Source organism: Klebsiella aerogenes KCTC 2190, assembly GCF_000215745.1.
Lineage (GTDB): Bacteria > Pseudomonadota > Gammaproteobacteria > Enterobacterales > Enterobacteriaceae > Klebsiella > Klebsiella aerogenes.
Genome location: NC_015663.1, coordinates 1,849,391 through 1,861,473 on the forward strand (window position 1 = coordinate 1,849,391; position 12,083 = coordinate 1,861,473).

The 12,083-nt window shown below is 55.1% G+C and carries 12 protein-coding genes; 6 read left to right on the forward strand and 6 right to left on the reverse strand.

All coding sequences use genetic code 11. The features are described from left to right. Position 1: 1 nt before the first annotated feature. Together yjdN and EAE_RS08945 are read right to left on the reverse strand one after the other, a co-directional pair. Positions 2-436, reverse strand: a complete 435-nt coding sequence (yjdN, locus tag EAE_RS08940; protein WP_015704080.1) for a VOC family metalloprotein YjdN — start codon at positions 434-436, stop codon at positions 2-4. A gap of 284 nt (positions 437-720) precedes the next feature. Further along, positions 721-1,056, reverse strand: coding sequence for a zinc ribbon domain-containing protein YjdM (locus tag EAE_RS08945; RefSeq protein ID WP_015704081.1), 336 nt, complete (start codon positions 1,054-1,056; stop codon positions 721-723). A 535-nt stretch (positions 1,057-1,591) separates the two neighbouring features. On the opposite strand from EAE_RS08945, the gene proP reads away from it, so the two are divergent. Beyond that, positions 1,592-3,094, forward strand: coding sequence for a glycine betaine/L-proline transporter ProP (gene proP, locus EAE_RS08950; RefSeq protein WP_015704083.1), 1,503 nt, complete (start codon positions 1,592-1,594; stop codon positions 3,092-3,094). 50 nt (positions 3,095-3,144) lie between these two features. Here proP and melR read toward each other — a convergent pair whose 3' ends face one another. Further along, positions 3,145-4,083, reverse strand: coding sequence for a transcriptional regulator MelR (gene melR / locus EAE_RS08955; protein WP_026612426.1), 939 nt, complete (start codon positions 4,081-4,083; stop codon positions 3,145-3,147). 239 nt (positions 4,084-4,322) lie between these two features. Here melR and melA point away from each other — a divergent pair, with 239 nt between their 5' ends. The 4 genes from melA to EAE_RS08975 all read left to right on the forward strand — a co-directional run bounded on the left by melA (position 4,323) and on the right by EAE_RS08975 (position 8,795). Next, positions 4,323-5,675: an alpha-glucosidase/alpha-galactosidase gene (gene melA, locus EAE_RS08960; RefSeq protein ID WP_015704085.1), complete on the forward strand. Its 1,353-nt coding sequence runs from the start codon at positions 4,323-4,325 to the stop codon at positions 5,673-5,675. Positions 5,676-5,767: 92 nt separating this feature from the next. Further along, positions 5,768-7,183, forward strand: a complete 1,416-nt coding sequence (gene melB, locus EAE_RS08965) for a melibiose:sodium transporter MelB (RefSeq protein ID WP_047054350.1) — start codon at positions 5,768-5,770, stop codon at positions 7,181-7,183. A 274-nt stretch (positions 7,184-7,457) separates the two neighbouring features. Further along, complete coding sequence (locus EAE_RS08970) at positions 7,458-8,414, forward strand: plasmid stability protein StbA (protein WP_015368687.1); 957 nt, start codon at positions 7,458-7,460, stop codon at positions 8,412-8,414. Positions 8,415-8,423: 9 nt separating this feature from the next. Continuing rightward, on the forward strand, positions 8,424-8,795 hold the full coding sequence (locus tag EAE_RS08975; protein WP_015704087.1) for a plasmid partitioning/stability family protein: 372 nt from the start codon (positions 8,424-8,426) through the stop codon (positions 8,793-8,795). Positions 8,796-8,987: 192 nt separating this feature from the next. On the opposite strand, the gene cbpM is transcribed toward EAE_RS08975, so the two are convergent. The 3 genes from cbpM to EAE_RS08990 all read right to left on the reverse strand — a co-directional run bounded on the left by cbpM (position 8,988) and on the right by EAE_RS08990 (position 11,035). After that, positions 8,988-9,293 carry a chaperone modulator CbpM gene (gene cbpM / locus EAE_RS08980; RefSeq protein WP_015368685.1) on the reverse strand — a complete coding sequence of 102 codons (306 nt, stop codon included), beginning with the start codon at positions 9,291-9,293 and terminating at the stop codon, positions 8,988-8,990. Further along, positions 9,293-10,210 carry a curved DNA-binding protein gene (gene cbpA, locus EAE_RS08985; RefSeq protein WP_015368684.1) on the reverse strand — a complete coding sequence of 306 codons (918 nt, stop codon included), beginning with the start codon at positions 10,208-10,210 and terminating at the stop codon, positions 9,293-9,295. Before cbpA ends, cbpM begins: the two co-directional genes overlap by 1 nt. Before the next feature lie 141 nt (positions 10,211-10,351). Beyond that, the gene (locus tag EAE_RS08990; RefSeq protein ID WP_015704088.1) at positions 10,352-11,035 is read right to left on the reverse strand and encodes a TerC family protein; all 684 of its coding nucleotides are present in this window, start codon (positions 11,033-11,035) and stop codon (positions 10,352-10,354) included. Positions 11,036-11,254: 219 nt separating this feature from the next. Here EAE_RS08990 and EAE_RS08995 point away from each other — a divergent pair, with 219 nt between their 5' ends. After that, positions 11,255-12,046: a DsbA family protein gene (locus EAE_RS08995; RefSeq protein WP_015704089.1), complete on the forward strand. Its 792-nt coding sequence runs from the start codon at positions 11,255-11,257 to the stop codon at positions 12,044-12,046. Positions 12,047-12,083: the final 37 nt, after the last annotated feature.

Here is a 12,083-nt window from a genome sequence, read left to right on the forward strand (position 1 = left end):
ATTAGGGTTGTTTGACGACGTTAACCATCCACGGTACGCCGAAGCGATCGACCACTTTGCCGAAACCGTGGGCCCAGAAGGTCTCCTGCCATGCCATTTCGATGCGCCCGCCATCGGCCAGCGCCTCAAACCAGTGTTTGCCTTCAGCAATATCTTTCGGCTCCAGCACGAGGACGAATCCCGCGTAATGTTCCATGTCGCTACTGGGGCTATCGCTCAACATCAAAATACTGTCGGCGACCTGCAGGCTGGCGTGGGCGATGCAGTCGGCGGCAAGATGTTGCCCGGAGGCGCAACCATCTTCGGCATCCTGGGCGCTCTGCGGCATTTCGCCGTAGGTGATTTGGTGGATAAGCTGCGCCCCCAGCGCCTGCTGATAGAAGGCGATGGCAGCAGCGCAGTTGCCGCTAAAAGCAATGTAAGGACTCAGGGACATAACCATGACCTCAGATAACCAATGACCCATAAAGCGTAGTTGGTGACGGGCAAAAGAAGCCAGGCGGCAAAGCGGGGTGAATTTTTCTGAAAATGCGTCGCCGCGTGGCGGGAAGGCAGAGACGAAATGAGAATTGATCGCGCGGTTTGGCTGGAAGGTTCCGGGAATAATTTTCGCGAAATTAGCTAAATAATTTCGCCGCGATCCGCCGCTGATATTCGTACGCGCCGGCGAGGTTGCCGCCAGCGCCGGAAAAATAATGGCGCTGGCGTAAAAAAAATTAATTAGTTCTTTTTGACGAATTCAGATTTCAGCTTCATCGGGCCAAAACCGTCAATTTTGCAGTCGATGTTGTGATCGCCTTCGACCAGACGGATATTCTTCACTTTGGTGCCGATTTTCAGCATGGAAGAACTGCCTTTTACCTTCAGATCTTTCACCACGGTCACGCTGTCGCCATCGGCAAGTAAGTTGCCGTTAGCGTCTTTTACGATCAGCGCGTCGGTGTCGTCGGCCGGCTCGGCATTGTTCCACTCGTGGGCGCATTCCGGGCAGATGTACATGCCGTTATCTTCATATGTGTATTCAGAATGGCATTTTGGGCAGTGTGGAAGTTGCATGGCGTTCCTCGTGATTACTGGGAAAAACAGGACGTTGGTCCGTTAAACAGCGGCTATTAGCCGAAAGTGCGGCTGATTATAGCGCAATCCCGCACTTTTGTCGGGTATTTTTTCCAGGAAATAACGCAGGGTAATTATTTTGGCTTTGCGGAGAATATGCTGAAAAATGGACGCTAATAAAGTCCATAAATAAACATCGGCGGCGAAACAGAGATTGAACTTATTCATTTTATTTGGCTCTGTAATTAAGCTGGGCGAATTTTTCGTGAAGTTGATCCCAAATTTAAACGCTGGTAGGGTAAAAAGGGATGTAAGTAAATTCGTCACTGCTTAATTTGGTAAGTGAATTATTAATTTAAGGCCAGAGCAGGCGTCAACAGGTTCGGTTGTACACTCTGTCAGAAAGACAGTGCAGGCAAACCTGCTACGCTTGAAATGTGGAGCACAGCACTTCGCCGCTCCCAACGTACGTCGCGAATGACCTCGTCATTTGGCGAGGAGTCGTGCGCTCAAGGCGATAGCACAGAGGAAAAGTATGCTTAAAAGGAAAAAAATAAAGCCGATTACGCTTAGGGATGTCACTATCATCGATGATAGCAAGCTGCGAAAAGCCATCACCGCGGCCTCGCTCGGTAATGCGATGGAGTGGTTCGATTTCGGTGTGTATGGTTTTGTGGCTTATGCCCTCGGTAAAGTCTTCTTCCCCGATGCCGATCCCAGCGTGCAGATGATTGCCGCGCTCGGTACTTTCTCGGTTCCTTTCTTGATTCGTCCGCTCGGCGGCCTGTTCTTCGGGATGCTCGGCGATAAATACGGTCGACAAAAAATCTTAGCGATCACCATCGTTATCATGTCGATAAGTACATTCTGTATCGGTCTTATTCCGTCGTATGCCACCATTGGTATCTGGGCGCCGATTCTGCTGCTGTTGTGTAAAATGGCGCAGGGCTTTTCGGTAGGCGGCGAATATACCGGGGCGTCGATCTTCGTGGCCGAATACTCGCCTGACCGTAAACGCGGGTTTATGGGCAGTTGGCTGGACTTCGGTTCGATTGCCGGCTTCGTAATGGGCGCAGGCGTGGTGGTACTGATTTCCAGCGTCGTGGGCGAAGAGAACTTCCTCGACTGGGGCTGGCGTATTCCGTTCTTCCTGGCGCTGCCGCTAGGGATTATCGGCCTGTACCTGCGTCACGCGCTGGAAGAGACGCCGGCGTTCCAGCAGCACGTGGATACCCTTGAACAGGGCGACCGCGAAGGCCTGCAGGAAGGTCCGAAAGTCTCCTTTAAAGAGATTGCCACCAAACACTGGCGTAGCCTGCTGACCTGTATTGGCCTGGTGATTTCCACTAACGTGACCTACTACATGCTGTTGACCTATATGCCGAGCTACCTGTCGCATAACCTGCACTACTCGGAAGATCACGGCGTACTGATTATTATCGCCATCATGGTCGGCATGTTGTTTGTCCAGCCGGTTATCGGCATGCTGAGTGACCGTTTTGGCCGCCGTCCGTTTATCCTGGTGGGCAGCGTCGCGCTGTTCGCGTTGTCTATCCCGGCCTTTATCATGATTAACAGTAACGTGATTGGCCTGATCTTCGCCGGTCTGCTGCTGCTGGCGGTGGTGCTGAACTGCTTTATCGGCGTGATGGCCTCATCGCTGCCGGCGATGTTCCCGACCCACATCCGCTTCAGCGCTCTGGCCAGCGCCTTTAACATCTCGGTGCTGATCGCCGGTCTGACGCCGACGCTGGCGGCATGGCTGGTGGAAACCACCCAGAACCTGATGATGCCGGCTTACTATCTGATGGTGATTGCGGTGATTGGCCTGATTACCGGCCTGTCGATGAAAGAGACCGCTAACCGTCCGCTGAAAGGGGCGACGCCGGCGGCGTCCGATATCCAGGAAGCGAAAGAAATTCTGGGCGAGCACTACGATAACATCGAACATAAAATCGAAGATATCGATCAGGAAATCGCCGACCTGCAGGAAAAACGCGCCCGTCTGGTACAGCAGCATCCACGTATCAACGACTAACCGTTTTAAGCTGTGAAAAATGCCGCCGTGGGAGACCCCGGCGGCATTTTTTATGGCTGCGGCGGCGCGAGGCTGTGGCGGCGCTGCTGGCTCAATTTACGGTACTGCTGCGGCGGCATGCCGACATAGCGGGTGAAGGTACTGTAGAAGCGGCTGCTGGAGCGGAACCCGGCGGTGAGGGCGATATCAAGAATGGTCTTATCGGTATCGCTCAGCAGCGCGCGCACGTGATTGATGCGCATGGCGGTAATGTACTGCTTCATGGTCTGCTGCATCACCCGCTGAAAAACGCCCATCGCGTAGTTCGGGTTGAGTTTAACGTGCTCGGCGACGGCATCGACGGTCAGCGCCTGGTCATAATGGGCGGCGATAAATTCCAGCATCTGGCTAACGTAAAACTGCGCGTGGCGCGAGACGCTGTTCTTGTGCGTGCGCGAGGTCTTATTGACCAGAATCGGCTGCCAGCCGGCGAGACTCAGCCGCTTGAGCATCAGGGCGATTTCATCGATCGCCAACTGGCGAATCTGTTCATTCTCGTGATTCAACTCCTGCTGCCAACGGCGCACTTCAAAAGCGCTTAACTGCTGGGCGGCGAGAGATTTAATCACCATCCCGTGGGTGACGTGGTTTATCAGTTCGCGATCCAGCGGCCACGACAGAAACAGATGCATCGGCAGGTTGAATATCGCCATCTGCTGGCAGTCGCCGGGGCGGGTCAACTGATGCGGGGTACAGGCCCAAAACAGGGTGATATAGCCTTTCTCAATGCGCACCACTTCATTGTTAATCAAATACTCCACGTCGCCGTCGAACGGCACGTTGACCTCTACCTGGCCGTGCCAGTGGCTGGTGGCCATGGCGTGCGGAGGGCGCAGTTCGATATCCATGCGCTGATACTCGGAATAGAGCGCCAGCGGGCTGCGGCTCTGCTTTTCATCGCTGCTGCACATGTGCGGGTCGGGGGGCAGGGAAGTGAAGCGGTGTTCCATCATGGGCGGATTCCTGGATCGTCAGAGTGGCTGCGTTTTTAGCCTGAACTGATTACAGCTTAGCGGAATCATCGGCCCGTTTTCTCTCCTTTTAAGCCGATCTATTCCCAAAAACTCAGATTTTGTGGCGTTCAATGGCCGATCTGAGTTTCCGGGAATGCTCCGGTGGGAACGGGGCAGCGCAGCGGCGAGCGGCATGCCACTCTGAAAGTGTTCAATGACCTGATGGAGAGAGCGCGATGTCCGCCCCAAAAATTACCTTTATCGGCGCCGGTTCGACGGTGTTTGTTAAAAATATTCTCGGTGATGTTTTCCAGCGCCCGGCGTTGAAATCGGCGCATATCGCGCTGATGGATATCGACGAAACCCGGCTGGAAGAGTCGCATACCGTGGTGCGAAAGCTGATGGATTCCGTCGGTGCGAATGGCGAAATTAGCTGCCATCGCGATCGTAAAACCGCCTTGCGCGACGCCGATTTTGTCGTCGTCGCCTTCCAGATTGGCGGCTATGAACCCTGTACTGTCACCGATTTCGAAGTCTGTAAACGCCACGGCCTTGAGCAGACCATTGCCGATACGCTGGGACCGGGAGGCATTATGCGCGCGCTGCGCACTATCCCGCACCTGTGGGCTATCTGCGACGACATGACCGAGGTCTGCCCAAACGCCACCATGCTTAACTACGTTAATCCGATGGCGATGAACACCTGGGCGATGTACGCCCGCTACCCGCATATCAAGCAGGTGGGTCTGTGTCACTCGGTGCAAGGCACAGCAGAAGAGCTGGCGCGCGATCTTAACCTCGACCCGGCGGATTTACGCTACCGCTGCGCGGGGATTAACCATATGGCGTTCTATCTGTCGCTGGAGAAAAAGCTCGCGGACGGCAGCTACGTCAGTATCTATCCCGATTTGCTGCAGGCCTACGCCGAAGGGCGGGTGCCGAAGCCGAACCTGCACGGCAATCCCCGCTGCGAAAACATTGTCCGCTATGAGATGTTCAAAAAGCTGGGCTACTTTGTCACCGAATCGTCGGAGCATTTCGCCGAATACACGCCATGGTTTATCAAGCCGGGACGCGACGATCTTATCGCTCGCTATAAAGTACCGCTGGATGAGTACCCTAAACGCTGCGTCGAGCAGCTGGCCAACTGGCATAAAGAGCTGGAGAGCTATAAAAGCGGCGAGCGGATCGAGGTTAAACCTTCGCGCGAGTATGCCAGCACCATCATGAACGCTATCTGGACCGGCGAGCCAAGCGTAGTGTACGGCAACGTGCGCAACGATAATCTTATCGACAACCTGCCGCAGGGCTGCTGCGTGGAAGTTGCCTGCCTGGTGGATGCCAACGGCATCCAGCCGACGAAAGTGGGCGCGCTGCCGGCGCATCTGGCGGCGCTGATGCAGACCAACATCAACGTGCAGACGCTGCTGACGCAGGCGATCCTCAACGAAGACCGGGATTACGTCTATTACGCCACGATGATGGATCCGCACACCGCTGCGGTGCTGGGGATCGAAGAGATCTACGCGCTGGTGGACGATCTTATCGCCAGCCACGGCGACTGGCTGCCGGCCTGGCTGCACCGCTAATCTTCTCATGCCGCCGAGGGATCTGGCCCGGCGGCGCCTGCCATGCTCTATCAAACGCTAAAGGAGGCGCTGGCGACAGCGACCTGTACCCTATGAGTATTTCAATGACAACAAAGCTCAGCTACGGATTTGGTGCTTTTGGTAAAGATTTCGCTATCGGTATCGTTTACATGTATCTGATGTATTACTACACCGATATTGTTGGCTTATCGGTTGGGGTGGTTGGCACCTTGTTCCTGGTGGCGAGGATCCTTGATGCGATAGCCGATCCGATCATGGGATGGATCGTCAACTGCACGCGATCGCGATGGGGGAAATTCAAGCCGTGGATCCTGATCGGAACTATCACCAACTCGGTGGTGTTGTATATGCTGTTCAGCGCCCATCACTTCAGCGGCGGAGCGCTACTGGCGTGGGTGTGGCTGACCTACCTGCTGTGGGGCTTCACCTATACCATCATGGATGTGCCGTTCTGGTCGCTGGTGCCGACCATTACCCTTGATAAACGCGAACGTGAACAGCTGGTGCCTTACCCGCGCTTTTTCGCCAGCCTTGCCGGGTTTGTGACGGCCGGCGTCACGCTGCCGTTTGTCAGCGCCGTCGGCGGCGCCGATCGCGGCTTCGGTTTCCAGATGTTTACCCTGGTGCTGATTGCCTTTTTCGTAATTTCCACCCTCGTTACCTTGCGCAACGTCCATGAGGTTTACTCGTCGGATAGCGGCGTGAGCGAGGATTCCAGCCATCTTTCACTGCGTCAGATGGTGGCGCTCATCTATAAAAACGATCAGTTGGCCTGCCTGTTGGGCATGGCGCTGGCCTATAACACGGCGGCGAATATCATCGCCGGCTTCGCGATTTATTACTTTACCTACGTCATTGGCAGCGCGGAGATGTTCCCGTATTACATGTCCTACGCGGGGGCGGCGAATTTACTGACGCTGATCTTGTTCCCTCGACTGGTAAAAGGGCTGTCGCGGCGCATTCTGTGGGCGGGGGCATCGATCATGCCGGTGCTGGGCTGTGGCGTGCTGTTGCTGATGGCGCTGAGCGGCGTTTACAACATCGCGCTGATTTCGCTGGCCGGGGTGCTGTTGAATATCGGCACCGCACTGTTCTGGGTGCTGCAGGTCATTATGGTGGCCGATACCGTCGACTACGGCGAATATACGATGAATATCCGCTGCGAAAGCATCGCCTACTCAGTTCAGACGCTGGTGGTAAAAGCCGGTTCGGCGTTTGCGGCATGGTTTATCGCCATCGTGCTGGGTATCATTGGCTACGTGCCGAATACGGCACAATCGCCTCACACGCTGCTGGGGATGCAGGCGATTATGATTGCGCTGCCGACGCTCTTTTTTGCCCTGACGCTGTTTCTCTATTTCCGTTATTACAAACTGAATGGCGATATGTTGCGACGTATTCAGATTCACCTGCTGGATAAATATCGCCGGGTACCGGAAAATGTCGTCGAGCCGGAACGGCCGATTGTGGTACCCAATCAGGTATAAAAAGCGTGCGCAAAACGCTGGCGAAAGAGGGGAGGGATGCTCTCTTTTTGCGCAAAAATAGCGTTTAAAACAGACAGAAATGAAGATTTTTAATTCTCTGAATTTTCTCTGATAATTCTCATTTTAAGCTCAATGGGTTAGTTAAAATCTCAAACTGCTCTCAAATAAAACTCGGAATTGTCTCTTTTTCGTGCTCTTGCGCTGCTTTTTAACTCTTGCTACTCTTTTTGGGTCTTACATTTTCTCTTATTTGTCTCAGTGATGGAGCAATGCGATGCGCATTTTTATCGATGATGGTTCAACCAATATCAAAATGCTGTGGGAGCAAGATGGCGAAACTTTCACCCATATCAGCCCCAATAGTTTTAAACGAGGCTGGTCTGCCACCTTCGGTGCCGGGAAGCCATTTAACTACACCGTGGATGATGAAAAGTACTCTTTCGATCTGATCACCCCCGATGCGTTACCCACCAACAATATTGATTGGCAATACAGCCCATTGAACTCCATCGCTGTCCACCATGCGCTGTTGACCAGCGGTCTGGAACCGCAGGATGTCGAGATTGTGGTCACCCTGCCGCTGACCGAATTTTATGATGAAGATGCGCAATATCGTCTTGATAACATTGAGCGTAAGAAAAAGAGCCTGCTTCGCGAAGTTAAACTGAATAAAGGCGTGGTGTTCAATATCACCAAAGTCACCGTGCGTCCGGAATCCATTCCGGCGGGTATCAGCCTGTGTGATGAGCTGAAACCGTCGCATTCGGTGCTGATTGTCGACCTCGGCGGCACCACGCTGGATATTTCGATGGTGGCCGGGCAAATGACCTCGGTTTCGCGCATTTACGGCGACCCGAAGCTGGGCGTGTCGCTGGTGACCGACGCCGTTAAGCTGGCGCTGGCGCGGGCGAATACCGATACCTCCAGTTATAACGTTGATCAGATAATCATCAACCGCCACGACGAAGAGTATTTGACCGATAACATCAACGATCCGGATGCGGTATCGGAGGTGAAAAAGGTTATCTCCAATAGCATCGAACGCCTGACGACTCGCGTTCTGACGGCGATTGATAGTTTTAAAGGCTATTCGCACGCCATCGTGATTGGCGGCGGCGCGCCGCTGGTTGCCGATGCGATTCGCGAACGTATGGGTCTGCGCGAAGATCGCTTTGTGGTGGCCGACGAGCCGCAGTTCGCCCTCGTGCGTGGTCTGAAAATTATTGGTTAAGGAGCGTCTATGACTCTGGATCGCAGAAAGGTTCTGATATACCTGCGCCCGGATATCAGCGCCAGCGAGCGCTTTGCGGACGCGAAAATTGAGGCCCATCATCGCGGCGATCGCGGGGATATGTCGCGTACGGCGCTGTTGGCCGGGTTAGCGTTGGGTGAAGTTGATAGCCGGCTGCCGTCAATGCTGGCGGCGCTGCTGGCGGAAGATACGCCACCGGAGACGCTGCGCAGAATGCTGGCCTCGTTTCTTGAGATTCAGCCAGCCTCTTCCGCTCCGGCATCCGCGCCAGCGGCCGCGCCGGTTAAGGCACCCGAGCCGCCTGCACCGGTGAGCGAGAGCGTCTCCGCGCGTAATCTCGCCGGCTCGCTGCCGGATTAGGCGCTTATCCCGGCTTTCGCTACGCTCAGCCGGGCTACGGTTTGCGCCGTGAGCGAGCTGTAGCCCGGGTAAGGCGGAACGCCGCGACCCGGGAAATTTCCCGGCTTACGCTACGCTCAGCCGGGCTACCGTTTGCGCTGTGAGCGAGCTGTAGCCCGGGTAAGGCGGAACGCCGCGACCCGGGAATTCCGCTTAGCTATGGGTCAAAAAGCGGGCCAGACGCTGCTGCAGTAGTCGATTTTCGCGGGTGAGTCGCGCATTTTCATCCAGCAGCGTCAACGCCACCGCAATCCCCGGCCAGTCCAGCTCCAGCTCGTTACGCAGGCGCACTGCGCGATGCACAATCGTCACCGCGCTGTCGTCAAACAGCCAGGTTTCAGCCTGCGGCTGGTGCGGCTCAATCATCCCTAAGCCGACGATTTCCGTCAGCTCCTCTTCCGACACCCCGGTGCGCAGGCACAACTCGGTGATGGTAAACGTCACTGTTACTTTAGCCATCAGGCTTTCCCCCATGTCTTACGCGGATCGAAGCTGGCTTCGCTTTCGGCGAGCTGCTGCCAGAGCTCACGCGCTTTTTCATCTGGTTTTGGCGGCATAACGATTTTGATGACGGCGAATAAATCGCCGGTGTGGGTTTTGCTCACCAACCCTTTGCCCTTGATACGCAGCCGTTGTCCCGCCTGACTACCCGCTGGAATTGTCAGCAGAATGCTCTCTTTTAACGTCGGTACGGTGACTTTCGCCCCCAGCGCGGCTTCCCACGGCGCTAGCGGCAGTACGATCTCCAGGTTATGACCGTTGATGTCGAACAGCGGATGCGGCGCGATATGAATCACCAGCCACAGATCGCCATTCGGGCCGCCGTTTTCGCCCGGTGTCCCCTGGCCTTTCAGGCGAATACGCTGGCCATCGCTGACCCCCGCCGGAATTTTCACATTCAGGGTTTTCGGTGTTTCACTCTCAACCATGCCGAAGACGTTATAGACCGGCAGCTTGTAGCTGATGGTACGAGTCTGTTCGGTGAGGGTTTCTTCGAGGAACACCGCCACTTCGATTTCGACATCGTGGCCGCGCTCGGCGCGCTGGCGGCGGGCGTGATGCGCCTGCTGGCCGAACATCGAGGAGAAGATATCGTCGAAGTCCTGCTGGCTGTAGCTTTGTTCGTGGGCGTGCTGCTGGCGGTTGAACTGCGGATCGTTGCGGTGCTGCCAAAGTTGATCATATTCGGCGCGACGCTGATCGTCTTTGAGAACTTCCCATGCTTCGGCGAGATCTTTGAATTTTGCTTCGGCATCGGGTTCTTTGCTGACGTCGGGGTGATATTTACGAGCCAAACGGCGATAGGCGGTCTTGATGGTTTTCAGATCGTCCGTTGGCTTAACCCCCAGAATGGTATAATAATCCTTTAATTCCATGGTGTTATCTCATTTATGCTCAAAAATCTGGTCACAGAATCCCTGGATCAGGCGGCTCTATTAAGCGTAGGGCAAATGAGAAAGGGTGGCGGAGAAAAGTGGCGAAAACTTGACGCCGTCGGGGGTGACGGCGTTCAGTGATTATTCTGGGGTACCGGAGCGGTAGTTGCGCCGCCATCCTTCCAGCAGCACCAACGCCGCGCCAATGGCCCCGGCAACAAAATGTAGATAATTCGGGGAATGGGGGAACAGCTGAACAAAGGTCGGGTCGGTTATCATCATTGAACCGGCAATCCAGCCAATCAGCGCGCCGCCCAGTAATACGACCGAGGGAAAGCGGGTCAGGATTGCCAACACCAGCTTACTACCGGCGACAATAATCGGAATGCTGATTAATACCCCCAGCGCCACCAGTAACAGATGGCCTTTACCGGCGGCGGCCACGGCCAGTACGTTATCCAGCGACATGATGACATCGGCGACGGTGATGGTGACGGCGGTGCGCCATAGGCTGCTTGAGCTGCTGATATCGCTCTCTTCTTCCTCGTTGGCGACCAGCTTAATGCCAATCCACAGTAGCAGTAGCGCGCCGACGATTTTAAGCCACGGCAACGACAGTAAATAGATTGCCACCGCCAGCAGCGCGACCCGGGCGATAATCGCGCCGAGAGTACCGATAACAATGGCTTTGGTGCGCAGATGCGCCGGCAGCTTGCGGCAGGCCATGGCGATGACCACCGCGTTATCGCCGCCTAATAACAAATCGATGGCGATGATTTGTAGCAAAATGACGGCGAAGTCCCACTGACTCAATATTTCGTTCATGCCTGGCTCGTATTGCAAATAATGTCGATCAAAAAAGATGGGCGCAGGGTACTCCCGTTCTTCGCCCCTGACCACCCTTCAAGCCGTAGGGGGAATCGGGGCGTCTGACAAATAAAGTTACGAATCAATGCATAGACTGACAATGATTCGCCGCCAAAGGATGATATTTTGTCCGATTAGGCTCACCTGCCGTCTACTTTTTCGTAAGGACTTTTCAATATGTCTGGCATTAAGAATCTACTTATTCTCGCCCTGGCGGGCGCTTCCCTGCTGCCGGCGCTGGCCAGCGCCGCTGACGCGCCGGCCGCGACGTTCACCGCGGAGCAGGAAGCGCGTATCGGCAAAATCGCCGCTGACTACCTGGTCGCCCATCCGGAAGTGCTATTGCAGGCCAGCCAAAAGCTGCAGCAAATTCAGGCGGAGCAGCAGGCCAGCGCCGCTACCCAGGCGGTAATCAAGAATGCCGACAAGCTGACGCAGGATAAGGCCACGCCAACCTACGGCCCGGCTAACGGTAAAGTCACCGTTATCGAGTTCTTCGATTATCAATGCATCTACTGTAGCCGCCTCGCGCCGGTTATGGAGCAGGTGATTAAAGACCATCCGCAAACCCGTTTTGCCTTCAAAGAGTGGCCGATTTTCGGCAGCCGTTGGGCAACTTCGCTGGATGCGGCGAAAACCGGCCTGCAGATATATCAGCAGAAAGGGGCCGAGGCCTACCTGACTTACCACAACGGCGTTTACGCCACCGGGCATAACGAAGGTAAACTGACGGCGGCGGATATTCAGCAGCAGGCGAAAAAGGTGAACTTTGACGCCAAAAAAGCGGCGGATGTCGAACCGGCGCTGGAAAACATTAATCAGCTGGCGCAGGAGATTGGCTTAAGCGGTACGCCTGGCGTGATTGTCATGCCGACTACCGGCGCAACCGAAGCGACCATTACCGTCTTCCCGGGACTGGCTGACAAAGCCTCGCTGGATGCGGCGATTAAGAAAGCCGGCGGTCAGTAATCTCACCGGGCTGAAAGAGGAAAGGCCGCACGTGATG

What these genes read in the sequence shown, in the direction of transcription:
- yjdN (WP_015704080.1), bottom strand. Translation starts at nt 436, where the DNA reads ATGTCCCTGAGTCCTTACATTGCTTTTAGCGGCAACTGCGCTGCTGCC.
- EAE_RS08945 (WP_015704081.1), bottom strand. Translation starts at nt 1,056, where the DNA reads ATGCAACTTCCACACTGCCCAAAATGCCATTCTGAATACACATATGAA.
- proP (WP_015704083.1), top strand. Translation starts at nt 1,592, where the DNA reads ATGCTTAAAAGGAAAAAAATAAAGCCGATTACGCTTAGGGATGTCACT.
- melR (WP_026612426.1), bottom strand. Translation starts at nt 4,083, where the DNA reads ATGGAACACCGCTTCACTTCCCTGCCCCCCGACCCGCACATGTGCAGC.
- melA (WP_015704085.1), top strand. Translation starts at nt 4,323, where the DNA reads ATGTCCGCCCCAAAAATTACCTTTATCGGCGCCGGTTCGACGGTGTTT.
- melB (WP_047054350.1), top strand. Translation starts at nt 5,768, where the DNA reads ATGAGTATTTCAATGACAACAAAGCTCAGCTACGGATTTGGTGCTTTT.
- EAE_RS08970 (WP_015368687.1), top strand. Translation starts at nt 7,458, where the DNA reads ATGCGCATTTTTATCGATGATGGTTCAACCAATATCAAAATGCTGTGG.
- EAE_RS08975 (WP_015704087.1), top strand. Translation starts at nt 8,424, where the DNA reads ATGACTCTGGATCGCAGAAAGGTTCTGATATACCTGCGCCCGGATATC.
- cbpM (WP_015368685.1), bottom strand. Translation starts at nt 9,293, where the DNA reads ATGGCTAAAGTAACAGTGACGTTTACCATCACCGAGTTGTGCCTGCGC.
- cbpA (WP_015368684.1), bottom strand. Translation starts at nt 10,210, where the DNA reads ATGGAATTAAAGGATTATTATACCATTCTGGGGGTTAAGCCAACGGAC.
- EAE_RS08990 (WP_015704088.1), bottom strand. Translation starts at nt 11,035, where the DNA reads ATGAACGAAATATTGAGTCAGTGGGACTTCGCCGTCATTTTGCTACAA.
- EAE_RS08995 (WP_015704089.1), top strand. Translation starts at nt 11,255, where the DNA reads ATGTCTGGCATTAAGAATCTACTTATTCTCGCCCTGGCGGGCGCTTCC.